General features: G+C 50.2%; 22 protein-coding genes and 2 pseudogenes. 8 read left to right on the top strand and 16 right to left on the bottom strand.

The features are described from left to right. Position 1 precedes the first annotated feature (1 nt). The 11 genes and pseudogenes from gspM to gspC all read right to left on the bottom strand — a co-directional run bounded on the left by gspM (position 2) and on the right by gspC (position 10,681). Positions 2-472, bottom strand: coding sequence for a type II secretion system protein GspM (gene gspM, locus C2M35_RS12640; RefSeq protein ID WP_105200009.1), 471 nt, complete (start codon positions 470-472; stop codon positions 2-4). Then, the gene (gene gspL / locus C2M35_RS12635; RefSeq protein WP_158677981.1) at positions 469-1,674 is read right to left on the bottom strand and encodes a type II secretion system protein GspL; all 1,206 of its coding nucleotides are present in this window, start codon (positions 1,672-1,674) and stop codon (positions 469-471) included. The genes gspM and gspL overlap by 4 nt, the downstream gene beginning before the upstream one ends. Further along, a complete protein-coding gene (gspK, locus tag C2M35_RS12630; RefSeq protein ID WP_105214939.1) occupies positions 1,671-2,663 on the bottom strand; it encodes a type II secretion system minor pseudopilin GspK in 993 nt (330 codons plus the stop codon). Before gspK ends, gspL begins: the two co-directional genes overlap by 4 nt. Next, positions 2,656-3,429: a type II secretion system minor pseudopilin GspJ gene (gene gspJ / locus C2M35_RS12625; RefSeq protein WP_105200291.1), complete on the bottom strand. Its 774-nt coding sequence runs from the start codon at positions 3,427-3,429 to the stop codon at positions 2,656-2,658. Before gspJ ends, gspK begins: the two co-directional genes overlap by 8 nt. Next, a complete protein-coding gene (gspI, locus tag C2M35_RS12620) occupies positions 3,429-3,836 on the bottom strand; it encodes a type II secretion system minor pseudopilin GspI (protein WP_233997926.1) in 408 nt (135 codons plus the stop codon). Before gspI ends, gspJ begins: the two co-directional genes overlap by 1 nt. Next, positions 3,833-4,417 carry a type II secretion system minor pseudopilin GspH gene (gspH, locus tag C2M35_RS12615; RefSeq protein ID WP_105200006.1) on the bottom strand — a complete coding sequence of 195 codons (585 nt, stop codon included), beginning with the start codon at positions 4,415-4,417 and terminating at the stop codon, positions 3,833-3,835. Before gspH ends, gspI begins: the two co-directional genes overlap by 4 nt. Before the next feature lie 2 nt (positions 4,418-4,419). Beyond that, positions 4,420-4,842, bottom strand: a complete 423-nt coding sequence (gene gspG / locus C2M35_RS12610) for a type II secretion system major pseudopilin GspG (RefSeq protein ID WP_105200005.1) — start codon at positions 4,840-4,842, stop codon at positions 4,420-4,422. A gap of 44 nt (positions 4,843-4,886) precedes the next feature. After that, positions 4,887-6,119, bottom strand: coding sequence for a type II secretion system inner membrane protein GspF (gspF, locus tag C2M35_RS12605; protein WP_105214941.1), 1,233 nt, complete (start codon positions 6,117-6,119; stop codon positions 4,887-4,889). After that, the gene (gene gspE / locus C2M35_RS12600) at positions 6,119-7,615 is read right to left on the bottom strand and encodes a type II secretion system ATPase GspE (RefSeq protein WP_325034846.1); all 1,497 of its coding nucleotides are present in this window, start codon (positions 7,613-7,615) and stop codon (positions 6,119-6,121) included. The genes gspF and gspE overlap by 1 nt, the downstream gene beginning before the upstream one ends. Before the next feature lie 52 nt (positions 7,616-7,667). After that, positions 7,668-9,734 (bottom strand): type II secretion system secretin GspD, encoded by a 2,067-nt coding sequence (gspD, locus tag C2M35_RS12595; protein ID WP_105200002.1) that lies wholly within the window; start codon positions 9,732-9,734, stop codon positions 7,668-7,670. A 24-nt stretch (positions 9,735-9,758) separates the two neighbouring features. Then, positions 9,759-10,681 (bottom strand): annotated as a pseudogene (gene gspC / locus C2M35_RS12590) (type II secretion system protein GspC). A gap of 213 nt (positions 10,682-10,894) precedes the next feature. On the opposite strand from gspC, the gene hslR reads away from it, so the two are divergent. From hslR to C2M35_RS12575, 3 genes are all read left to right on the top strand, one after another. Continuing rightward, complete coding sequence (gene hslR / locus C2M35_RS12585) at positions 10,895-11,296, top strand: ribosome-associated heat shock protein Hsp15 (protein WP_234000064.1); 402 nt, start codon at positions 10,895-10,897, stop codon at positions 11,294-11,296. A gap of 8 nt (positions 11,297-11,304) precedes the next feature. After that, a complete protein-coding gene (hslO, locus tag C2M35_RS12580; protein WP_105199999.1) occupies positions 11,305-12,153 on the top strand; it encodes an Hsp33 family molecular chaperone HslO in 849 nt (282 codons plus the stop codon). Between the two features lie 271 nt (positions 12,154-12,424). Beyond that, entirely contained in the window at positions 12,425-13,963 is a 1,539-nt protein-coding gene (locus C2M35_RS12575) for a phosphoenolpyruvate carboxykinase (RefSeq protein WP_105199998.1), read from the top strand. Positions 13,964-14,126: 163 nt separating this feature from the next. Here C2M35_RS12575 and envZ read toward each other — a convergent pair whose 3' ends face one another. From envZ to greB, 3 genes are all read right to left on the bottom strand, one after another. Next, the gene (envZ, locus tag C2M35_RS12570; RefSeq protein WP_105265504.1) at positions 14,127-15,446 is read right to left on the bottom strand and encodes a two-component system sensor histidine kinase EnvZ; all 1,320 of its coding nucleotides are present in this window, start codon (positions 15,444-15,446) and stop codon (positions 14,127-14,129) included. After that, positions 15,447-16,166 (bottom strand): osmolarity response regulator transcription factor OmpR, encoded by a 720-nt coding sequence (ompR, locus tag C2M35_RS12565; protein ID WP_105188058.1) that lies wholly within the window; start codon positions 16,164-16,166, stop codon positions 15,447-15,449. It abuts the gene before it with no gap. A gap of 100 nt (positions 16,167-16,266) precedes the next feature. Next, the gene (gene greB / locus C2M35_RS12560; protein WP_105265503.1) at positions 16,267-16,749 is read right to left on the bottom strand and encodes a transcription elongation factor GreB; all 483 of its coding nucleotides are present in this window, start codon (positions 16,747-16,749) and stop codon (positions 16,267-16,269) included. Positions 16,750-16,826: 77 nt separating this feature from the next. On the opposite strand from greB, the gene C2M35_RS12555 reads away from it, so the two are divergent. The 3 genes from C2M35_RS12555 to C2M35_RS12545 all read left to right on the top strand — a co-directional run bounded on the left by C2M35_RS12555 (position 16,827) and on the right by C2M35_RS12545 (position 20,220). Continuing rightward, entirely contained in the window at positions 16,827-17,141 is a 315-nt protein-coding gene (locus C2M35_RS12555; RefSeq protein ID WP_105199995.1) for a hypothetical protein, read from the top strand. Between the two features lie 37 nt (positions 17,142-17,178). After that, positions 17,179-17,757 (top strand): CBS domain-containing protein, encoded by a 579-nt coding sequence (locus C2M35_RS12550; protein ID WP_105265502.1) that lies wholly within the window; start codon positions 17,179-17,181, stop codon positions 17,755-17,757. 135 nt (positions 17,758-17,892) lie between these two features. Further along, complete coding sequence (locus C2M35_RS12545) at positions 17,893-20,220, top strand: Tex family protein (protein ID WP_105265501.1); 2,328 nt, start codon at positions 17,893-17,895, stop codon at positions 20,218-20,220. A 48-nt stretch (positions 20,221-20,268) separates the two neighbouring features. Here the strand turns inward: C2M35_RS12545 and bioH are convergent. After that, positions 20,269-21,016: pseudogene (gene bioH / locus C2M35_RS12540) on the bottom strand (pimeloyl-ACP methyl ester esterase BioH). Between the two features lie 87 nt (positions 21,017-21,103). Between bioH and C2M35_RS12535 the strand changes: the two are divergent. After that, on the top strand, positions 21,104-21,793 hold the full coding sequence (locus C2M35_RS12535; protein WP_105265500.1) for a ComF family protein: 690 nt from the start codon (positions 21,104-21,106) through the stop codon (positions 21,791-21,793). 81 nt (positions 21,794-21,874) lie between these two features. Here C2M35_RS12535 and C2M35_RS12530 read toward each other — a convergent pair whose 3' ends face one another. Then, on the bottom strand, positions 21,875-24,430 hold the full coding sequence (locus C2M35_RS12530) for a M14 metallopeptidase family protein (protein ID WP_105265499.1): 2,556 nt from the start codon (positions 24,428-24,430) through the stop codon (positions 21,875-21,877). Between the two features lie 149 nt (positions 24,431-24,579). On the opposite strand from C2M35_RS12530, the gene nfuA reads away from it, so the two are divergent. Then, positions 24,580-25,155, top strand: coding sequence for a Fe-S biogenesis protein NfuA (gene nfuA, locus C2M35_RS12525; protein WP_105199989.1), 576 nt, complete (start codon positions 24,580-24,582; stop codon positions 25,153-25,155). Positions 25,156-25,237 lie beyond the last annotated feature (82 nt).

The raw sequence follows: 25,237 nt of genomic DNA, 5'->3' as shown, positions 1-25,237 counted from the left end.
GTTACTCCAGAACGATACGACTAACACGGACATGGCCCGGTTTTGGATCTAAAGACAGCTCGATATTACTAATGGTCACGCCATGGTTTTTGACTATGTCGTCCAACCAAGACAAGAGTTGATTAAAGGGCACACTATCAATATTTAAACGCAAACCTTCACCACTGGGCTGCATGCGAGCGATCTCAATTTGATAGCGTGAACGGGTGCTGTTCACCACCTGGGTGACATTACCACTGGAGACAGCTTTTACGGAGCCGCCCTGGGCCTTTATTTGCACCACACTTTGCTGCACAAATTGCAGCAATTCTTGCTGTTTGCTCAGCTCTTGTTTGGCCTCAGCAACGGCGTTATTTAACGGCCGATAGATCACCATAACAAAGAAAAAGATGATAAAAATAACGCCGGCGATGCTTAGCAAGCGCTGCTCTTGTGGCTTCAATGATTGCCAATAATTCGTTAATGCGCTCATTGTTCGCCCCTTATGCGTAATTCACCCACCACGGTTTCGCCGTCATTGTTTAATGACCCCTGGTCGACACTGAAACCGCGCTGTTCCAAGCGCGCCTTTACTTGTGCAAAACTTTGGAAGTCTTTGGCTCTGGCGCCAACCCGTAATTCATTGCGGCGCTGATCAAAACGCAGCGTTTGCGTTACAAACTCATTGCTTTGCTGCACGATATCGGCAAAATCCTGCAACATCATCAGAAATTCAGCGCCGCCGCCCTGACTCTGGCCGCCCAGTGCGGTATTAATCTGGTTACGGATAAGATGCGGACGCACCTTGGTGCCGGGGAAAGCCGACTCATAACTGCTCACTACCTGCTCTTTCACCGACTCGGCCTGAGAAGAATAGTGATACCACTGTCCCCCCTTGACGCCCAGCATAAAGACCAGAGCCACACCCGCGGCAACCATGGCCGGACGCCATACCTTAATCCAACCACTGCTTTTTTTCTTGTAGGCAAAGGTGCCTTGGCGCAAATTGATAGGTGAGATGGCCTTGGCGAACATGGCTAAAGGCAATTCAAACTTATCTTCGTGGCTATAGGTTTCAATTCCCAATTCGCCACTGGGTAATGGACTGTATAAGTCTAAGGTCTCGATGCCTGCCGAGATTAAATAGGCCGCTGCCCAATCCGGCTCCAGCTGAGCGCCTTGCCACTGGCTGGAACGCACCAAAAAACTGTCATCATTAATGGCAATAGCGCTGGCTCTTTGCGGTGCAGGCTCGGGTAGCAAGAGGGCATCAACATACACATTCACTACGGCAATATCGGCTTCAGCAAATAGCTCCAGCCAGTTTTGCAGCCACTGCTTATTAACCAGGGCGATATTAATAAAATGATTATCCGCCTCGCTGTAGGCATTGCCATGGGCGATAAACAGGCTGTCGATATCGACCGTCACCTGCTCTTCCACCATAAAGGGTAAGGCCTGAGCCAGCTTGCGATTCCACTTCGCGGGCAATTTCACGCTTTGCAGTTGCACCTGAGCGCAGGGCACTACTAAGGTGCAATCGCGATTGCGCGCCTTGTCCGTGAGTCCGGATAAAGCGGTTGCCTCGGCCAGGTGGCCGCTGGCGATAATTTCGTCCTCTGCGGGATTATATACCAGCCAATGAATAGGCTGATCTGGGCGCTCGCCCACGTGGATCAGTAAGGATTCTCTCACTGCAGGCCTCCAAATTTTCGCGCCATAATGGAAATTTCTTTATTATTTATTTGTAATAGCGAGGTCATAGTAAACTCAAACTCGACAAAAGTTGCGGTTGTTTGCAATTGAAAATACGAACTTTTCAGCACAAACCGACCATCGTCCTCTTTAACATCACGGCCCCCCTGCTGGGTTACCTCGTTAACAAAGTCGCTCAGCGAATCAAAGCCTTTTTCCGGGCGTGCACTGATCACCGACTGCGCCGATGACTCGTCCAACCCTTCAATCATAGCAGCCAGAAGCAAGGCTTGATCTTCGGTAATGGTATTTACATTCAATGCAAACACCTCACTGCCGGGGATCACGCAAACATAAGGAGCCAATTTACGCATCGCCAGCGGGTTAAACCCTTTTACCAGGCGTAACTCGGAAAAATCGGCAAAGAAGTTATTGGCGGTTAAATAAGGCACATCCCGGGATAAATACTCGTCTTCCTCGGCGCCGGAACGCATGGTAATACTGTCTTCATCCACCCAGTCAAACACGCTGTCGGCCATAGCCTCTTCAGACTCATCACTTGGCAAATCATCGATTTCCTTTAATAAGGCTAGCAGAGCCTGATGAGCCGGGTTAGATTTTACATAGCCGCCGTTTTGCGTTTGAGGCTCAGCCCGTAGCGCATTAAGATTTAAACAGGCTTGCAAGTCTTTAATTTCCCCGGCAATGGTGCCATTTTCCACAGGAAACGGCGTATTAGCTGCCAAAGCCCAGCTCTGTTTCAGGTGCATTTTGTCCGGCTCTTCTTCGATACTTTCGCGCAGCACCTTTTGCGCTAGGGCCTCCGCCGCATAGGCATACCATTTAGCCTGACGAAAATCGTTAAGATTCGATGACTTTTGCACCTGAACCATAAGATTCATACTCATCTGCGCGGCAATGGTTGCGGCTAGGGCAACAATAAATAAAACAATGATAAGGGCCGCCCCGCCTTGATGACGATTAACCATGATTAGGGCTCCCCGTCGAACCGCCGCCACCCGAGTTGTTGCCGCCTTGATTATTATTTCCACCTTGGTTACCGCCCTGGGAACCAGCTGAACCACCGCCTGAATTATTTCCTGAACCGCCTTGCTGCACCGGGATATCGGCGCCCTGACCTGCCAGTAAAAATAGGCGACGAATTGGGTCGCCTTCTTTTAAGGTCAGATCCACGGCAACGGCCTTAGGTAACAGTTCCTGCTGCCATTGCTCCTGCCACTTTTGCGCCTGGCCGTTAAAAAACTCAAACCTAAAATCTTCCACATCATTTAACAGCACCTGCACTCTAGGCTCACTGCTGTCTAACTGATCGACATAAAGACTATACAAACGCTCTAAACGCCCTTCTTGCACCCGATAGGCTACGGCTTGTAGTTCACTGCGCGGCAACAAGTAGCCCGGGTTGGTCCAGCCGTTGCGTATAAAGGCAATGCCATCTAGTTCACTGCCAAATAAAAAGCGCTCGTGTAACAGGTATTTTTCCTGAAAATCGCCAGCCTCATTGCGCACCTTGCGCTTACTTATCTGACTAAAATCCTGTTCCATCACCCGAAAAACCGTCTGCAAACGTGATAGGTTATCCAATGTCTCTTCCGACATTTCCTTGGTTCGGGTGCTGACCTCAAAAATCTGGTGGGTTGCGCCGATAATAAAGGCCATTACGGCCAAGGCTACAAGCACCTCAACCAGGGTAAAAGCACGTTGGCGAGACACATTAGCAAAGCGGCTACGCATCATGTTTTACTCGCCTCTTTATCTATATAGGTCGCGAGCTCATAGGCAAATTGTTCGCGCTCTTCATCGGTAAATACGGATATCACAACTTTCACAAAGCTGCTGTTGGCGGTGCGTATCACTTCCTGTTGCCAATACCAGGTTACTCCGGCCAACTCGGTTTTGCCCTTGGCACCATTTTTGGCATCCCACTTATCTCCTTGGGCGCGAATTTCAACCAACTGGTTTTCCGCGACCCAGGAGCCATAGGTTTGTTCTTGAATGGCGCCTAAATGATTAATATGTTCGCCACTGATCTGCATGGCAGCGATCCCGGCCATGGCACAAATACTGAGCGCCACTAAAACTTCGATAAGGGTAAAGCCAGCGCTGCGCTTACCTGAGCGAGATCTATGCTGAGCCATCATTGCAGCTCTTCTTGGTAAAGGCTAACCGGCGCCATAAATTCCCCTTCGATAATAAAGGGAGCCAGATCTTCGTCCGCATCCTGCAAGGCAAGACGTAGTTGAAACGGGCTGATTTCGCCTGAGGATAGGATCATCACTTGGGGGATCTGCATTTTTTGCAGTTCAAGAAAGTCATCGTCATCGGCTCCCAATAGTTTTTGCCAATCCACTTCATTCAGCAGACTATCCTGCGCCCAAGGGAGATCTTCTTGATTCAGGGTCAGGGAAAAGTCGGACTCCAGCTTTTTGCCTTTTAGCACACCATCGCTGTCATCCAATGCTTGCCATTTTTGCTCCCCATAGACCATAAACTCATAACCATTTTCGTCATCTACAAATAAACCGAGCTGACGCTGATTAAGGATGGCGTATTCGGACGCAAAGTTAATGCTGGTTTGCAAGGCAAAGGCCGTTTGCTCTAACTCGTCGTGGCGTGAATCATCAATGCTATAAACTATCAGGTTGGCGCTAAACGCAATAATTGCCAGCACCACCAGAATTTCGATTAGGGTAAAACCGGATCGATGATTCACCGCCTTCATGCTTAGCGCTCTTCTTCGTCCCAGTTACCGATATCGTCTTCGGTACCTGCTTCGCCGTCAGGGCCCATAGAAAATACATCAATCTTACCGATTTCACCCGGATAGATTAGCTGGTAAGGGTTACCCCAAGGGTCCAATGGCAATTCATTGATAAAACCACCCTCAGGGAAACGCTTTGGAATTGGCTCTATGCTGGTCTTGGTCACAAGTGCTTCCAAACCCTGCTCTGTAGTTGGGTAGGTATTAACACGCAACTTATACATGCTTAGCGCATCTTCAATTTGCTGAATGTCCAACTGCGCCTTATCAAGATCTGCTTCTTCTTTTTGTCCCATGATATTCGGGGCTACAATCGACATGATCATGCCTATGATGACCAATACCACCATCACTTCAAGTAATGAAAAACCAGACTGCTTTCTCATTGTTCGTACCTCTAAATTTACTGAAATCTGTGTTTACTTGGCCACTATAAGCCAATTGCCTTGTTCATTGCCATGATTGGCTGCAATATTGCCATTACGATAAATAGCACAATTAGTGCCATGCTCGCTATCATTGCCGGCTCTAAGAGTTTTAATGACACATTCACCATGGTCTCAAACTCGCGGTCCTGGTTGTCTGCAGCACGCTCAAGCATTTGCTCCAACTCACCGGACTTTTCACCGCTGGCAATCATGTGCAGCATCATGGGTGGGAAAAGTTTAGACTGTTCCAAAGAAGCACGCAGGCTGGCACCTTCACTGACCCGAGTAGCCGCCTCGGCCACCGCCTGTTTGATCTTATCGTTCTCCAATACCTGACCGGAAATCTTCATGCCTTCAAGCAAGGGCACAGAACTGGAAGAAAGGATACTTAGGGTACGGGCAAAACGCGCTGTATTCAGGCCACGACTGACCTTGCCTAAACCAGGCATGGACAATAACCGGGAATGGTACCAAAAACGAATATTGGGGCGCTTCAACGCCTGCTTAATAGCGACCACCACGGCTATCACCACGACCAGGGTAATAAACCAGTAGTTTTGTACAAAGGCACTGGCCGCCATTACCCATTCTGTGGTCCAGGGGAGAGCCTGTTTGGATTTCTCAAACGTCTTTAGGATCTCGGGAACGACTGTACCAAGCAAGATAGAAACTATGGCAATGGCGAACACCACAAGTATGGTGGGGTACACCATGGCCTGCACTATCTGCGAACGCATATACTGGCGCTGCTCGGTATAATCCGCTAGGCGATTTAACACCTGATCCAAATGCCCGGATCTTTCCCCTGCCGCCACCATAGAACGATAGAGGTTATCGAAAACATGAGGAAATTCCGCCAGGCCATCGGCCAGGGTGTAACCCTCGACCACCTTGGAGCGTACCGCCATCAACATTTTCTTGAGGCGAGGCTTTTCACACTGTTCGGCCACCGCCATCACCGCGGCTTCTACCGGCAGTGCAGATTGGATCAGGGTCGCCAACTGGCGGGTGATCAAGGCCAGATCTGAGGTCGCGATTTTCGCCTTAAACAGGCCGCTAAACAGGCCGGTTTTTGCGGCACTGGCCTTCTCCTGCGAGGCTGCCAGCTCAACGGCTAAAGGCATCAAGCCCTTATCACGTAATTGTTGACGTATCTGTTTTGCCGTATCGGCCTCTAAAATGCCCTTTTTTTCTTTGCCTTTGCCATCCAGAGCTCGATATTCAAACGCCGCCACTATTGCTCCTCACGGGTAACCCGTAATACTTCTTCGAGAGTGGTTTTGCCTGCCAGCACACGGGTACACCCATCGCCACGAATACTCGGACTATGCTGACGAATGTATTTCTCAACCGCTTGCTCGCCCTTACCATTGTGAATAAGTTCGCGAATATGGTCGTTCACGATCAACAGCTCATGAATACCGGTTCGGCCCTTATAGCCATTGTAGTTACATTCTTCACAACCCACGGCGCGGTAGATGATTGGCGCCGATTCAGCACTAACGCCGAGCATCTGACACTCATTGGCATCGGCCTGATGCGGCTGCTTACACGATTTACACAGGGTACGTACCAGACGCTGCGACAAGACCCCAAGTAAAGATGAAGAAAGTAAGAAGGACTCAACGCCCATATCTTCCATTCGGGTAATGGCACCAGCGGCGGTGTTGGTGTGCAGGGTCGATAATACCAGGTGACCGGTTAAAGATGCCTGCACGGCGATCTGTGCCGTTTCCAAGTCACGGATCTCACCGACCATCACCACATCCGGATCCTGACGCAAAATGGCCCGTAAACCGCGGGCAAAGGTCATATCCACCTTGGGGTTCACCTGAGTCTGGCCTATGCCTGGAATTTCATATTCGATCGGATCTTCAACGGTTAAGATATTACGATCTCTACTGTTGATTTCGCTCATACCGGCATACAAGGTGGTACTCTTACCCGAGCCCGTAGGACCGGTAACGAGAATAATGCCGTGGGGCTTGCGGATAAGTTCGGCAAACAGCTCCTGATTGTGCTGCGTCATGCCTAAGTCTTGTAAGTTAAGGCGGGCGTTGTTTTTGTCCAACAAACGCAGTACCACACGCTCACCAAAGCTCGATGGCATGGTCGATACCCGCACATCAACGGCGCGGCCGGCAATTCTTAAACTAATACGACCGTCTTGCGGTACTCGCTTTTCGGCGATATCCAGCTTGGCCATAACCTTGATACGCGACACTAAAAGCGACGACAATTTACGGTTGGGTTTAAGCACTTCTTTAAGCACGCCATCGACACGAAAACGTATCACCAGATCCTGCTCAAAGGTTTCTATATGTATATCCGAGGCGCCTTCTTTAATGGCTTCGCCGAGCATGGCATTGATCAACTTGATGATAGGCGCATCATCGTCACCCGCCAAGAGATCTTCGGTTTGCGGCAGCTCTTCGGCAAGGGAGAAAAGATCCGCCTCGTTGCCGATATCTTCCATGATCTGCTGGGTTTCGGAGCTGTCTCTTTGATAAGAAGCTTCCAATAGCAGCTCAAATTTATCTTCTGCGAGCTGTTCCACTACGAAGCCGCGTCCCGCGAAACGGCGCACTTCCAACATCACCTGCGCGTCTAGCTCATTGGCGTAGTACAACACCAATTTTTGGTCCTTGTCGACCAACAAAACCTGGAAACGGCGAGCATAGGCAAAAGGCAGTCGCAACGGCGCTGCGGCAAGCACTTCCGATACTTCCATCAGCTCTTCGTCGCTTACCGGCAGCTCAGGAGAGGCATCATTGGCCACTTGCTCAGTCATTGTTACGCTCAGCCTTATTCTGTTCTCTCAGGTATTCTTCGTAGGTAGGAGGCAATACCAGGGCATCGTCCCACTCCGGCAGCATAGGCACCTTCTCAAATGGCATAAGGTCGATACCATCGTCATCCTGCTTTAACTGCTCGCCACGGATAAAGTTATACTTGCTGTGGCTAAGACGGTTCATGCTTTCGCTGTCGCGAAGAATCGTCGGGCGAATAAAGACAATCAGGTTACGCTTACGCTTGGCCGTACTAGTGGACTTAAACAGGTGACCCAGCACTGGAATATCACCCAGCAATGGCACCTTAGAAACACTTTCTTGTACGTCTTCGTCGATCAAGCCACCTAACACCACCATGCCGCCGTCATCGGCTAGAACGGTTGTGGTAATGGCACGCTTGTTGATGGAGATATCCACCGCGGTAGAGCCGGCAACGTTCGATACTTCCTGCTCAATCGTAAGCTGTACCGCCGAGCCATCGTTGATTTGCGGCGTTACTTTCAGTTTCACACCCACTTCCTGACGCTCAACGGTCTGGAATGGGTTATCGTTGTTACTGCCAGTCGATGAACCTGTGATAATTGGCACTTCCTGACCCACGATCATCGAAGCTTCTTCGTTATCCATGGTGGTGATCGAAGGCGTTGCTAGAATGTTCGAGTTAGTATCATTTGATACCGCCTGCACTATGGCGCCCCAGTCGTTGCGGACAATACCCATGGCCAGACCATTGATACCGCCTAACAACGCGGCTAATGGACCTAAGTCACCTTCTTGAGTACGCTCGATCGGTGTCACTGTGCCATTTTCAGATCCGATAACATTATCAATAATGGTTTCGTCACGAGCCTGCTCTGCGGCCACGGCCAATGAACCCACGGGCACTGTGGTACCGTTATTAAACTGCAGCATGCCGCCTTCTTCGGTGATCCACTGCAGGCCAAAATTAATGCCGTCGCCTTCCGATACTTCAACAATAATGGCTTCGACCAATACCTGAGCACGGCGGATATCCAAACGTTCTATCACTTTCTCAAGCGAGCGCATCATATCCGGCTGGGCGGTAATAACCAGTGAGTTGGAGTCACTATGAGCTTCGATGCTGATATCGCTGCGAGAGCGACGCGATGTTCGTTGAGTGGCAGCGGCGCCCTGTTGTTCTTCGGTCAGTGATTTACTTACGCCCTGTAGTACTGTGACCAAGTCTTCGGCCTTAGCGTAGTTAAGATAAAACACCTTGGTATTACCCGTGCTTTCCAACTCGTTATCAAGACGTTTCACTAATTCGATGGCACGAGTACGGGCTTGGCCTTCACCACTGACGATCACGCTGTTGGTACGCTCATCGGCGACCACGCGAGGGATCAAAAACTCAGGCACACTGCCCTTGCCGGTATCTTTAAAAATATTATCGACTACGGATACCACATCCGCAGCGGTGGCATGTTTCAGGCGAACGATATCAACGCTCTTATCACCGGCTTGGTCAACCAGGCGAATGATCTCTACGAGACGGTTAACCGACTCGGCATGGCCGGTCAGCATCATTACGTTTGATGGGTTAAAGTTGGTTACATGACCGCCGTCTTTTTGGTCGCTGAACTGACGAATAAGCGGGCCGAGCTCTTGCACAGTTACGTTTTTAACTCGTACTACGCGGGTCACCAGCATATCGCCGCCGTAACCGTCTTCTTCGCCGATCACAGGCACATTCGTCTTTTTCGCGTCTGAGCTTTTTTCAACCTTAAGAATACCGTTAGGCATTTCTACCGCGGCAAAACCGTGCACTTCCAGCACGTTAAGGAAGAATTGATAATACAATTCTTCGTCCATCAATTCATAACTGCGGACATTGATTTTACCGCGCACATTGGGATCGATGATTACGGTTTTATTCAGGTTTTTACCGACGATATTAATAAATTCATTAATATCCGTGCCTTTAAAATTTGCCGCATACTCAACTGCATACAGGTTTAAACTAATACCAGCGGCAAAAAAGAGCGCACCGTATTTGGCCAGCCCTTTTAAAACTTTTGTGCGAAATTTCGCGCCCATTATTCTTCTCTCCACACTTTGTGATTATTGCAGGCTAAATTGCACGTCGATAAGCTGGCCATTACGGTTGACCGTAATCGCCGCTTCTGTACTTGAACGAAGCTCCTGCAAAGCCGCCATTGCTTGTTTCATATCGGTGAGTTGAAGCCATTAATCGCAACAGCAATATCATTATTCTCTAAGCCCATCTGCTTAAACAGCAGGGGATCTTTACCCGGACTTAACTTGTAACCCTGCAACTGTCCCTGGTTGCGCACCGGACTAACACGAATATAATCCGTCAGCTTGCCAGGATCCGCCAATACCTCTTCGCGTTTTTGTTGTAACTCTGCTTTGAGTTCGGGATCGGCGGTGACATTAACGCTTTGCTTAGCCTGTTGTCGGCTGGGTCCGGATTTTTCTGGCTCCTTGCTGGCCGGCACCGGCATACTGACCGTTTTGGTAAAACTGACGCCATCGAGCATCAGGGTTTCAAAACGACCGTTAACGTCCAAAATGGCGCGATCGGGCAAAACTTTAGCCAGTTTTGCTCGGGTGCCCTTGATCACATCATCTATGCCGTAGGTTTCCTGGCTACCCTGGGATTCGATAATGGCCAAGCCAGCACTATTATCATCGGTGGCCGCCACAACCCCGGTAAGGTTGATGCTTAAACGTGTCTCAGGAGCATCGCTGGTCACTTCTTGCTTGGGCTGCTCCTGCACTACCGCCGCAGCATCACCAAATAATTTAACTGCCTTAATAGCGGCAATATTGACGCCATTTTTTGCCGTCGACGAGGCCGTCGCCGGCGGCATGACCGCCGTAACTTGCGGTTGTGGCCACAGTAACCACACCAACGAAGCCGCTAAATAGCCACAATATATTGTCGTAGCCAGCACTATAGCAGTCACAATCTTCGTCTGTGGAAGCTGTTTAAGCCTTTGTTGTAGTTGGGCTAAATCCAAAACTGTTCACTATTATCATTCTGTTAACTAACGCCACATAGTACATTCATCACCTGCGTTCAACAAGCGCGTACTGTAGCAATATGTAAAATCGGGCAAGGACTATATAAGCTAAGTAAGGCATCTGTATTACAATCTTGCCAACTTTTTTTACACTTGCTTATATGTTAACTTTGCCCCTCTATATATGGGCTTGCAATAAGGCCAAACATCGTGACCAAAACCCCCGAACAAAAACCCGACCCGGTACGCTTAGATAAGTGGCTTTGGGCGGTGCGTTTATATAAGACCCGCGCCCTGGCTCGCGAGATGGTGCAAGGCGGCCGAGTACATTACAATGGACAACGCTGTAAACCCAGCAAACAGGTTGAGGTAGGTGCGCAAATTCGTCTCGCTCAGGGCTTCGATGAAAAGCAAATTACGGTAATTAAATTACTTGAAAAACGCGTTGCCGCCCCCATTGCTGTGACTTGCTATGAGGAAACAGAGCAAAGTAAGCAAAAACGCGAAGAAAACGCGCAAGCCCGGAAAAATAACGCCTTCTTTGCACCGCATCCAGATCACAAGCCGGATAAAAAACAGCGCCGTGAACTGATCAAGTTTAAAGCCAGATAGAGAAACACATGCAGCAAGATCTACTATATCGTTATATTTTTGAACAACTCGACGTGCGCGGCGAGTTAGTGCAAGTAAGTGACGCTTTCACCCAAATGGTGGTAGGACGCGACTACCCTGACCCGGTTAAAAAACTCTTGGGCGAGCTGTTTGTAACGACTTCTTTACTCACAGCAACCTTAAAGTTTCAAGGCCATATTAATGTGCAAATCCAGGGCGATGGCCCGGTTAAATTTGCCGCAATAAATGGTGACCATGAACAAAATATGCGCGGTGTAGCCCGTATGCAGGGTGAAATAAAAAGCGACAACCTGCTTGAGTTGATGGGTAAGGGTCATATGATCATCACCATCACTCCTGTCAAAGGCGAGCGCTACCAGGGCATAGTGCCCCTAGAGCATGACACCTTGGCAAAATGTGTTGAGCAGTATTTTGCCCAGTCGGAGCAGCTGCGCACGCGTCTGTGGTTTGCCACCGATGTCACCGAAGGCCAAGAGCGCGCCGCAGGTTTATTTTTGCAGGTATTGCCTGTGCATCAAGGGGAGAAATCGGAAGCCGATTTCAGCCATTTAGAAACACTGAGCGACACGGTTACTAACGATGAGCTGCTCAACCTCGATGCCCATACAGTGCTAACGCGCCTTTATCACGAAGACAACCCCCAGTTGTTCGAGCCGCAGCCGATTCGCTTTAAATGTACCTGTAGCCGTGAAAAAACCATGGATGCCCTAGTCAATATAGGCCAGGAAGAGTTGCTCGCCGACGTCCATCAAAATGGCGAGATAGTGATCAGCTGTCATTATTGCCTGACTGATTACCGCTTTAACGAAGAGCAGATTAAAGCGATTTTCAATTAATATAGGCCTAAACGAAGGCGATAAAAAACTCGGGTTATTAACGCCCGAGTTTTTTTATGAATAAAAATGACACCGGTATCATAAGAACATGCATTTTTCATGACACCGGTATCACTGTAATTATTCATGTTTTTTCACCTAAAACGGGCATTTTTAGCGACTTCAAAGCTCGTATATGCACAAACCATCTGTTACTATAATTTGCATATCAAAGCACTCTCACACCGCTTTAGATTAACCGTTCAATCTCTCACAACTTTTAGGTAAAAACATGACTTCAAGCGCTACTCGTTTTGTTGATCTTACAACTGCAGAACTAATCGAGCAGGCAATTCGCCGTGGTGAAGGTTCTCTTGCTGCTAACGGAGCTTTCGTGGCTAAAACTGGTCGTCGTACCGGCCGCTCTCCTAACGATCGTTTTATCGTAAAAGAGTCTAGCACCGAGAACGATATCCAATGGGGTAACGTTAACCGTCCTTTCGATGCTGATAAATTCAACGCCCTTTGGGAGCGAGTTGAGAATCATGTATCGCAAAACGACCACTTCGTTTCTCACCTTGAAGTAGGTGCGGATCCAGAGCACTACTTACCAATCGTTGTAACCACTGAAACTGCTTGGCACCATGTTTTCGCTAAAAACATGTTCATCCAGCCTGAGCACTTCAACAAGGCCAACATGCCACAGTGGCAAATCCTAAATGTACCTTCGTTTGTATGTGAGCCAGAGCGTGACGGTACAAACAGTGACGGAACGGTCATCATCAACTTCGCAGAGCGTAAAGTACTACTTGCTGGTATGCACTACGCCGGCGAAATGAAAAAATCTATGTTCTCAGTACAGAACTTCCTACTTCCAGCTAAAGGCGTGCTACCTATGCACTGCTCTGCAAACGTAGGCGAAGCAGGCGACACTGCCCTGTTCTTCGGTCTATCAGGTACTGGTAAAACAACTCTTTCTGCGGATCCAAGCCGTTTCCTAATCGGTGATGACGAGCACGGCTGGGCACCTGGCAGCGTATTTAACATCGAAGGCGGTTGTTACGCGAAATGTATCGACCTGTCTCAGAAGAATGAGCCGGTAATCTGGGATGCTATCCGCTTCGGCACCATCCTTGAGAACGTTGTTCTAGATGACACACGTACTCCTGATTACACGGATTCATCACTTACGCAGAATACTCGTGCCGCGTACCCACTTGAGCACGTAGCCAAGCGTAAAGAAGAAAACCGCGCTGGTGAGCCTAAGGCCGTGGTATTCCTAACTTGTGACGTAAGTGGCGTACTACCTCCTGTTTCTGTACTAAGCGAAGAAGCAGCTGCATACCACTTCCTAAGCGGTTACACAGCGAAAGTAGGTTCAACCGAAATCGGTTCAACTTCTGATATCGAATCAACTTTCTCTACTTGTTTCGGCGCACCTTTCTTCCCTCGCCCAGCTGGCGTTTACGCAGAGCTTCTAATGAAGCGCGTACGTGAGTTCGGTGCCAAGGTATACCTAGTAAACACAGGTTGGACTGGTGGTCCTTACGGCGTTGGTAAGCGTTTCGACATCCCGACTACGCGTGCCGTTGTTGATGCTATCGTATCTGGCAAACTAGCCGACGTTGAAACTCAACATATCGACGTACTAAACCTAGACGTACCGGTAGCCGTACCTGGCGTTGATAGCGCGGTTCTAAACCCAATCAACACTTGGAACGACAAAGAGAAATACGCAGAATACGCACAGAAACTAGCGAACGACTTTAACGAGAACTTTGCTAAGTACGACGTATCTGACGCCATTAAACAAGCTGGCCCTAATAGCTAAGGGTCAACTTCTTTAACTTAGCCATAGCGCTGAGAATTCGCACCAACGCCAGCTTTATGCTGGCGTTTTTGTTACTAGAGCCTAGCAGTGAGCTTATAACTCAATCAACAGACCGGTGCCTAGCGCAAGGGCAAAAGGAAACAAACAGGGTGCAACGCCGGCTTTATGCCGGCGTTTTTATGGGTAGGTAGATGGTGGCACACAAACCGCCTTCCTTGCGATTTCTTAATTCCACCCGGCCGTTATGCATGGTAATAATGCGCTTAATAATGGCCAGGCCTAAACCGCTGCCCTCACTGCCACGAGCCTGATCGCCCTGGGTAAAGGGCGCAAACACCTTTTCCAGCTCAGACTCGGGAATGCCCGGACCTCTGTCTTTTACGCTCACACAAACATGAGTTTTACGGGCATTATAGTGGGTTACCACATCTATATCGGCACTGGAGTAACGCAGAGCGTTTTCAATCATATTGGTCAGCACCCGCTTAATGGCTACATGGCTCATGGGCACATTGGGCAAACTGGGGTTGAGGTGGGCGCTAATTTCCCGCCCCTGCACGCGCCCATGCTGCTGCTCCGCATGCACTACTTCTTCCACCAGGGCATTCAGATCTTCCCTTTGATAATCGCCCTTATCATGGTGGCGCAGGTACTCAATAAACTGATCAATAATGGCATTCATGTCTTCGATATCATGAATAATGCCTTCTCGCAGGTAGTCCTCATCGTCAGACATCATTTCCGTCGCCAGACGAATACGAGTTAAGGGGGTACGCAAATCGTGGGAGACACCAGCCATAAGCAAGCGCCTGTCCTGCTCAAGGGCGGCAATGCCACGGGACATCTTGTTAAAGGCCCGGGTCACTTCCACCATTTCCGTCGAACCTTGCTCATCGACCTCGGTACTGAAGTCCCCCTTACTCACCTTAATCGCCGCTTCCTGCAAGGCCTTTAACGGGCGGTTGAGGTGACGGGCAAAGAGCCAGCCGCCGAGCACACTGAGAAAACCGATACTGGTCAGGTAAAAGGTGAGGAATTCAATATTGGCTTCGGTAAAGCCCGACAGCGGCACCCGCACCCAATAACCCGGTGCCTGCGGTGGCTCTATCCAATAAACCAGAGGATCGGTTTGACTGATGCGCACCCGCGCCGAGCCATTGAGCTGCTGCGACATAATATTCGAGAGCATGGAGTACTCTCGCGCTTCACCTAAGCCATTAATGTAGGCATCGCGCTGAGTTAATATCTCAATGCCGGTTTCCTCAAGGAAACGCTTGGACACTTCATCACTCACCTCAACGCCGTCATTAACGCCGATAAACACGGTTTTTACCTGCTTGGCGAGCATGATATTGACCTGCTCTATAGTCGGCTTAACCACATAGAAGCTCACCGCTACATAAGACACCACCTGGTTGATCAGCAGTAGGGCGCCAACCAGGAAAACCGTTTGTCCAAAAGCGCTTCGAGGAAGTAAGTGCATCTATTTATTGCCGTCGGGTACGAATACGTAACCTAGTCCCCAAACGGTTTGAATATAGCGAGGATTGGCGGCATCCACCTCTATCATCCGCCTCAGGCGCGACACCTGCACATCGATGCTGCGCTCCAGGGCGCTATAGTCACGACCTCGAGCCAGGTTCATCAATTTATCCCGACTTAACGGCTCGCGAGGGTGCGAAACCAAGGCTTTAAGCACAGCAAACTCGCCGCTGGTCAGGGAGATCACCTCATCGCCTCGGGTCATTTCCCGGGTCGCCAGATTAAGGGCAAATTCACCGAATTTTACCAGGTTCTCTTCGGCAGAAGGGGCACCGGGCACCTCTTTGGCGCGGCGGCGCAGAATGGCCTTTACACGGGCCAGCAATTCACGGGGATTAAAAGGCTTAGGGATATAATCATCGGCACCGAGTTCCAAGCCGATAATGCGATCCACCTCGTCCCCTTTCGCGGTCAACATAACAATCGGAATTTCATTTTCCTTTTGTCGTAAACGACGACAAATTGACAAACCGTCTTCACCGGGCAGCATTAGATCGAGCACCATGAGGTGGAAGTTTTCCCGCTCCAGCAATTTATCCATTTGCTCTGAGTTTGCGGCACTGCGAACGATAAAGCCCTGCTCAACCAGGTATCTTTCTAACAGGCTGCGCAAACGCATATCATCATCGACAACGAGGATTTTGGTGGTTTCTTGTCCCATCTTCTTGCTTAATTTTTCTTGTTGTAGCCTTAACTATATGCGAAATACCCGAGTTGGGAAACGCCCAAGGTTAAGAAGATTGTTACATTTGTTTTCCGCCTTACTCCTCACCTGGCTGATAGCGAATACTATTGATATACCACAACTTTCGACCATTAGGCGTATTCACCCAAGCCTCGTCATCGACTTCCTTTTTCAACAGAGCGCGAGCCATAGGGGCATCAATGGAAACCACGGCCTTGTTATCGTAAATTTCATCTGGGCCGACGATTTGAAAGGCCAGCACTTCGCCTTGCTCATCTTCAACCTCCACATAGGCACCAAAGAACACCTTACCTTCTTGCTGCGGGCTGTAATCTACGACTCTAAGCTCGTCCAATCGCTTTCTTAAGTATCTGACTCGGCGGTCAATTTCCCGCAGACGCTTCTTATTATATTGGTAATCGGCATTCTCAGAGCGATCGCCCAAACTCGCCGCCCAGGCCACTTTTTTTGTTACTTCAGGACGCTCGGTTCGCCATAAATGATCGAGTTCAGTTTGTAATTGCAGATAACCACGGCGGGTGATTAATTTCGTTTTCATAAATAATGTTCAGTTTTCGTTCATATAAACAGGGTCATATTTACCCCTAGGTAGTAATTTTATAGGCAGGTGATGGTATGCAAAAGTACAACTTGAAGTACAACCTGCTTTTTGTGTTTGCCTTGTTTGCCCTATGCGGCCTATTCGCAAGCCAACACCTATTCACCTCAGCTGCCAACTCCAGTGACCAGTATAGCCTTACCGTTAGTGTCGATACGGCACAAAATATCAATCATGATAGCGATAATGATCACGACCCTGAGCATCCGCTAAGCCCTGCTATTAAGCAAGCTGCCTTAGCAAAAAATACAGTGTCGATAGCGCCCAGCGCGCCGCTTAACCGTCGAGTGCTCACCGCAGCACAACAAAGAGCACCGCCACACCTCTCTTAAAAAACTGTTTTATTTACAATTTTTTTGGAGAAATATCATGACTAATTTTAATTCATTACGTACACACCATATTCTTGATGGTGCTCAATTGGCGAGCGCACACGAGTCACACTTACAGCTAGATACCAGCAGTGGCGCCTTAAGCCTGTTGCAAGACTTCACCCTGCAAAGCCCCATTTGTGTGCAGGCCAACACCCCGCTGACGGCGGCGCGTAAATTGGCCAGCAGCACACCGACAGATGCGCTCATGGTACTTGATGAGCAAGGCCAAGTGATAGGAGTCACCTCAAGCGTTGAGCTACAAAGTATTCGCGTGACCACCCAAGCCCTGCAGCTTGGTCTTAAGCCCAGTGAGCTGATGGTCCATGATGTAATGCGCTCCCTGCATGTACTGCCATGCATCACCATGTTGGCGGTGCGCAATACCTCGTTAGGCAACGTCCTGAGCACCATGGAGCGAACCGGCAGTTTCTACCTGTTGGTGACCGAGAATGAGCAAATCCGCGGTATTCTCTGCGCCCGTAAAATCGCCAAAACCCTGAATATGGGCTTGGATATTACCCCGGTTGCACAGTCATTTCAGGACGTGGTTGCCAGCGTAGAACACCCTCACTAACAAGCCGTTTTAAGGCACTTAAGATGCGGGTCACGAACGACAAATTTGCCCTGTCGTTCGTGACAAGCTGTGATATTATCCAGTTAATTTTACTCGTATTAGCCCTGCTTTGGGCACCAAGATATAAGGTTATTAATGGCTAATCTCACCACGATTCTGGCGCAGGAATTACAAGCGCAAGAACAGCAAGTGCTAGCAGCAACTAAGCTTTTAGATGAAGGCGCTACGGTGCCATTTATTGCCCGTTACCGTAAAGAAGTAACCGGTGGCCTGGACGACACCCAACTGCGCACTCTAGAGCAACGTTTAGGTTATCTGCGCGAACTCGAAGAGCGCCGCCAATTCATCATTAAAACCATTAGCGAACAAGATAAGTTAACGCCGCAACTAGCCGCCGATATTGCCGCTGCGGCAACCAAAACAGAACTTGAAGACCTGTATCTGCCTTATAAACCCAAGCGTCGCACTAAAGGCCAGATAGCCATTGAAGCCGGCCTTGAGCCCCTCGCCGACGCGCTGCTAAACGATGCCAATTTAGATCCGGAAAGCGAAGCCGCTCGTTTCGTCGACGCCGATAAAGGCGTGGCCGACAGCAAAGCGGCCCTCGAAGGAGCCCGCTATATCCTGATGGAGCGCTTCGCCGAAGATGCCAAACTGTTGGCTAAACTACGCAGCCATATCAAGCAACATGGCCATATTAGCAGTACCGTGATCGCCGGTCAGGAAAAAGCCGGCGCCAAGTATCAGGATTACTTTGAGCACAGCGAAGCCATTGCCAGCATCCCATCACATCGCGCCTTGGCCATGTTACGTGCCCGTAACGAGGGAGTGTTGGCCCTAAGCATTAATCCGGATGCGCAAAGCGAAGACGGTCATGCCCTGTGCGTCAACATGATCGCCCGTCATTTCGATCTCGCCATCGAAGGGAAAGCGGCGAGCAAATGGCTGGCACAGGTAGCCCAATGGACCTGGAAGGTGAAGCTGGCGTTACATCTGGAAAATGAGTTTCTTGCCAATATGCGCGAACAGGCCGAAACCGGCGCTATCGATGTGTTCGCCAAAAACCTTAAAGACCTGCTTATGGCGGCCCCGGCAGGCGCCAAGGTCACCCTGGGCCTGGATCCGGGTCTTCGTACCGGCTGTAAAATTGCCGTGGTCGATAGCACGGGCAAACTCCTGGCCACCGCCACCATTTTCCCTCATGCTCCGCAAAATCAGTGGGATAAGTCATTGCGTACGCTGGAGCAACTATGCCGTCAGCACAAGGTACAACTGATCGCCGTCGGTAACGGCACCGCCAGTCGCGAAAGCGATAAACTGGTTGCCGAACTGATTAAAGCGGCTCCGGAGTTGAAATTAAGCAAGATCATGGTCAGCGAAGCCGGTGCCTCCGTGTATTCGGCGTCCGAGTTCGCCGCTCAAGAATTCCCGGATCTCGACGTTTCCCTGCGCGGTGCCGTGTCGATCGCCCGTCGCCTGCAGGATCCCCTCGCCGAACTGGTAAAAATCGAGCCAAAATCCATCGGTGTGGGTCAATACCAACACGATGTCTCGCAAAGCCAGCTAGGACAAACCCTGACTTCCGTGGTTGAAGACTGTGTAAATGCCGTGGGTGTCGACGTAAATACCGCCTCGGTGCCCCTGCTGACACGCGTTTCCGGCTTAAACAAAACCCTGGCGCAGAATATCGTTAAGTACCGCGATAACAATGGTGCCTTCAGCAAGCGTAGCGAATTGAAAAAGGTTGAGCGTTTGGGGCCAAAAGCATTTGAACAAAGCGCCGGCTTCTTACGCATCGTCGGTGGCGCCGATCCCCTGGATGCCTCTGCGGTTCACCCGGAAGCCTATCCCTTGGTTAAGAATATTTGTGCCGCCAACGATCAGGATATCGCCCATTTGATCGGTAATGCCGAAGTGCTAAAAGGTCTCAATGCCGCTGACTACACAGATGAGCAATTCGGTCTGCCCACGGTCACCGATATCATCAGCGAACTGCATAAGCCGGGCCGCGATCCACGTCCTGAGTTTAAAACCGCGGCATTTAAGGCCGGCGTAGAAACCATTAACGACTTAAAGCCCGGCATGGTGCTTGAAGGCGTGGTATCCAACGTCGCCAACTTTGGTGCCTTTGTCGATGTCGGCGTGCATCAAGACGGCTTAGTACACATCTCGGCACTGACCGACAAGTTTATTAGCGATCCGCGCGAGGTGGTGAAGGCCGGCGATATCGTTAAGGTCAAGGTGTTGGAAGTCGATAGCGCCCGTAAGCGCATCAGCTTTACCATGCGCCTAAATGACGAGCTGCCTGCTGCGGGTGCGGGTGCAGGCGCTAAGAGCACAGCTAAACCGGCGGCAAAGAAAAGTGCAGCACCTAGTAAGAAGGGCAATAACCGCAGCAAGGATCAAGGCAATGCCGCCATGGGTAATGCTTTTGCCGAGGCCTTTGCCAAGCTGAAAAAGTAATGCCTTTATTGGCTGTAATGCCAGTCAGTTAAGCTGACTGGCATTCGCCTACAGCATGGCTTTTAATGCCGCTACAAACTCGTCCTTATGGGAAATAAAAGGCGCATGAGATGCCTTATCCAACACTTCTATATCCAAGTGTGGCCTTAAGCGCTGCATCTGCTCTATGGCTTTATAAGGCACCAGGGCATCCAAGCGCCCAAAGATGGCACCTATGGGCTGCTTAAGATGAGCAAACTCTTGTCTTAAATCCTGATATTCAAGGATCTCTAACCCCTGCTTAAGCACCTGCTCCGAGGTACTGGGCGCCTGTTGTATCAAACGCCTTCAGCTGTTTAATATCCTGACGTGCCGACTCGCTGCCCATGGCCTGAATGGCAAGAAAACGCTCTATGGTTTTATTGCTGTTTTCCACCAGCTGCTGATTAAACTGCTCTAACACCGCATTCTTAATTCCAGGCCAGTTCGAGCTGTGGCTAAAAAATGGCGTCGAGGCAACCAAGATCACCTTGCTGACCTTATGCGGATAAAAGTGCGCCAGATACAAGGCAACCAGACCACCGAGTGACCAGCCGACAAGGATGGAGCCGTCTTGTAACTGCTCCGATAATTGTTTGGCCATGGTCGGCAGATCCGAGTGAGTGCCCTCGCCCTGTAACGGCTGGGCATGACCATAGCCGGGCAAATCCAGGGCCCGCACCTCGCCGTCAAAAATAAAGTTAAGCTCTGGACGAACCAACTCCCATACCTCACGGTTCATACCCCAACCATGAAGCAACACCAGTTGTTTTTGCATTTAACCTGTTCCGCATCCACTATTATTAAAGCCCTGTCGCGCCATACGCCGACACCTGCATTATTAACGCGAATAAAGGCTTATGCAATGGACGCATTCACAAAAGCCTGTGCCTGGCTCTTCCCGCAATACTGCCAGCTCTGTGCTCAACCCCTCTGTGCCGGACAACAAGTATGCGCTCACTGCATCCGCGCTTTTCGCGGCATCAACGCCGACCTAGAGGAAGATTTACTGCTGCGCGCCGATATTCAACGCCAGTTTCCACTGCGCTATATAGACAGCTTGCAGGCCTTGGACTGGTATCGCCCGCCGCTGTCGGCCTGGTTAAAACAGTATAAATATCAACAACGCATGTATCGCCAAGTGGCCATCTCCAACCTGCTTAGCCATTATTTTGCACAGCTGTCGACCCAACCAAACTGGCACTGGCCGCATCTCGTCGCTCCTATCCCCCTAGCGCCTTCGCGGCTGGTGTGGCGTGGCTTTAATCAGGTGGTGCGGCTATGGCAAGACGCCCTGCCGCCCCAGCTGTTTGTCACTAACCTCTTGGAGCGCCACCATGGTACTCGGGCTCAGGCCAGACTTGGGGCCAGGCAAAGACGTAAAAACCTAGCTCAGGCCTTTAACCTTCAGGCCGATGTGCATAATCTAGATATTGCCTTGGTGGATGATGTGCTGACCACGGGAGCGACCCTGGATAGCGCCGCAAAACTACTAAAAAAAGCAGGAGCCCGCTCGGTGTCCGCCTGGGTCGTCTGCCTCACCGCCAAAACATAATACCAATTCACTTAATATAAAAAAGCCGACTAAAACGCCGGCTTTTGCTTGGGAGAAAACTGCTATTTGCAAGCGGAAGCTTTACTCGCCGCTGGCATCTATATGCGCGCCAAAGAATAAGGCATTACTGAAAATACGGCTGCTGCCATACCAGAAGCCCCTGAATACCGGGTTGTCTGTCATGGCCACCACGGCACCACGGCCATAGCTATGGGCCAGGATGGCACCACCGTTGGCGATTTGTGCCAGGTTTTGCTCATGAGTAAAACCGGCAAGCAAAGGTTTTTCCGTATAGGTCGCCACATTCACAAAGGGCACGGACGCTTGCTCCAGCAAGAAGGTGCCGTTCTTAAATACCGGCAACTCGTCGCGGGTTAATGAGTAACTTAGCGGATGGCTCAAATCGACCTTGGTATTAAAAATCGCGCCGGCAATACGCTGCTTACCCGCCAGCATATCCCTGTCGCCATAAGTCAGGCCTTGGGTTGAAAAAGCCGCCGCCATGTCTTTACGGGACAAATAGCTGGCCTTTAATACCTGTTCATCGGCCAGGAATTGCGCCCCGCCCTTATGGCCCCAGACCACACCGCCATTACGTACCCAAGTGTGCAGCTCGGCTTTAAATGACTTTGCCAAACTGGCATAACGGCCGTTGGCAAAAACGATATGGGTGTAGGTATTCAAATCGACCTTAGTTAACTCGTCGGCCTCGATAATACTCGGCGTTAAACCCACATGGCGGTCAAGGTAATACCAAAGCTCACCCACTTCATACTGGCTGCTTTGCTCACCGCCTACCAAAAGCACCTTGGGTAACTTCACTGGTGCTAACTGGCGCGACCCCAGGTCGACGCCACGACGGGTTAACCCTGAATCGATACCATGCACATCAATATCAAATTCGGCACTGACCTGGTTTAGTACCCTTAACCAGTCGTCGCGCTGCTGCAATCCTGCAGCAATCACGATTGAACCGGCGGCCAGCTCACGACTTTGGCCGTCGCTGCTGGCGGTAAATGGCGCCAGGGCGACACGCGCTTCTATGCCTTGCTGCAATAGCTTGGTTAGCAGTTTAGGGGCGTGATAATCGAACCACTCAAAGGCAAAGGCATAATGAGGCTGCAATACCTGTTGCGAGGCACTGCTGCTTGGTGACCAAGGCTGCGACGCCACATCTAAGCCGCGAACGCTAGTTAGCTCTTTAAATTCCAGGTTAAAGGCATGGGCCAAGGTCCAGCCGGAAACATCATAAAAGGTATTATCGACAAAGTTCTGCTGCTCGCTAAAAATGGCCTTGATCAAGCGATATTGGCGCTGTGACAAGGGCACCAGATAACTGCTTTGGGCTGCAAACTGCTGCTTTTCCACGGTCGCATCTTCTTGCAGCGCATACGCCTTTATCTCATGTTGGGCCAGGATAGAGAGGAAATAACGCAACCGAGTTGAATCTTTTGGCGCACCGACCACATAACCCTTTATCTTGTCTTTATCGGCAAGTTGACTCGCCTGAGCAAAGAAATCTTGCTGATAATCGAGCAGCTGCTGGCGCTTTTCGACCACGGCATCAAAGGTCGAAAAGTTGGTTAGCAGCTGATTTTTAATGGTAAATGGAAACTCCAAACGGCCATTGATGGTGTCCTGCACATGGCCGCGACTGCTGCCCTGCTCAAACAAAATACCGACGCTGCCATTTACATCCGGGTAGGTCGAGCCCTTGCCCACATAAAAGTCATCGAACGCTTCCTCGGTAAAATACAGGCGATCATGGCTGTCGAGAATACGGGCGTGATGTTCGGCTATGGCCTTGGTCAGATCCACGTTTTCGTCAGGCGTCAGCGGGTTTTTACGACTGGGGATACCAGGCTGGAAGAAGAAGGTGCTGTTTGGCCCCATTTCATGAAAGTCGGTCAGCACATTGGGCTGCCAGCGCTGAAACTGGGCGATACGGGCTCGCGACTCAGGGTGCTGTAATAACAACCAGTCGCGGTTGAGATCGAACCAATAATGGTTACTGCGGCTGCTTGGCCAGTTTTCATTGTGCTCGCGGGTATTGGGATCGGCACTGGGCACCATGGCGCGGTTAGAGTTAGCCCAGTTGGCAAAACGTGCCAGCCCGTCCGGGTTTAACGAGGGGTCGAGCAGGATCACTGTTTCCTGCAACAGGCGTTCAACGCGCTGGTCCTGCGCCGCGGCCAGATAATAAGCCACTAACAGCGCGGCGTTACTGCCGGAAGGCTCATTACCATGGACGCTGTAACCCATGTACATAATCGCCGGAGCGGTTTTCGATGAGCCCTTGTCTTCGCCCGTCACTCGGGCCAGGTGAGCCTGACGCACCTGCTCAATATTGGCCAGTCGCTCGGGTGCAGCTATGGTCAGCATCACCAAAGGACGCTGCTCATGGGTATAGCCTATGGTTTGCATTTGCACACGATCGCTGTGCTCAGCTAGCTCACGCATATAATAAACCAGCTGGTCGTGACGCACATGCCACTGACCAACCTCATAACCCAGTACCGATGCCGGCGTGGGCACCTTAGGGTCAAATTGAACCTCGTCACCAAAATAGTAGCTGAGCGGTTGCGCGCTCAGGGATGAGGCAAAGGCAGTTAATAATAAAAGTAAAATTCGGCGCATTAGGATAACAGTGAGTTAAAAACCATATTCTCACGCTACCATTGGCTTAAAATTAAGCCAACTTTTTACGTTCAACACTGGCGACAACGCGATGAGCGGAGTATCATAGCCATTAACCGAGTAAAACAGTCAAGTATAGTGTTGTTACTATGATCACAATTTCAGAAACCGCGCAAAGTCACTTTGCAAAACTACTTTCAGAACAAGCAGATGGCACTAACATCCGAGTGTTCGTTGTTAATCCTGGTACCTCAGGGGCCGAATGTGGCGTGTCATACTGCCCGGCCGATGCGGTTGAAGAAGATGATATTCGTCTTAACTTCAACGGTTTTGATGCGGTAGTCGACAAGGAAAGTGCACCTTTTCTAGAAGCGGCGGAAATCGATTTCGTAACCGATAAAATGGGCACCCAACTGACCCTTAAAGCGCCTAATGCCAAGGCCCGTAAACTGTCGGACAATGCCACTTTGGAAGAGCAGGTTGAGCACATGCTGCAAACCGAGGTTAACCCTCAGTTGGCTAACCACGGCGGCCAGGTACAATTGGTTGAAATCACCGCCGAAGGCATTGCCGTGCTGCAGTTTGGCGGCGGCTGTAATGGTTGTTCCATGATCGATGTCACGCTAAAAGAAGGCATCGAGAAGGAAATGGTCGCTAAATTCAGCGAAATCACAGGCGTTCGTGATATCACCGAACACAGCCATGGCGACCACTCTTACTACTAAGTTTGCGACGCTGATTAGCGCTTGGGCGCCAAGCCCAAGCGCAACCTCAAACCCTTTCTTATCGGCCTTGGCATTTTTACCA

Source organism: Pseudoalteromonas sp. T1lg76, from assembly GCF_002964725.1.
Taxonomy (GTDB): Bacteria; Pseudomonadota; Gammaproteobacteria; order Enterobacterales; family Alteromonadaceae; genus Pseudoalteromonas.
This window is presented reverse-complemented; position numbering and strand designations above follow the sequence as displayed.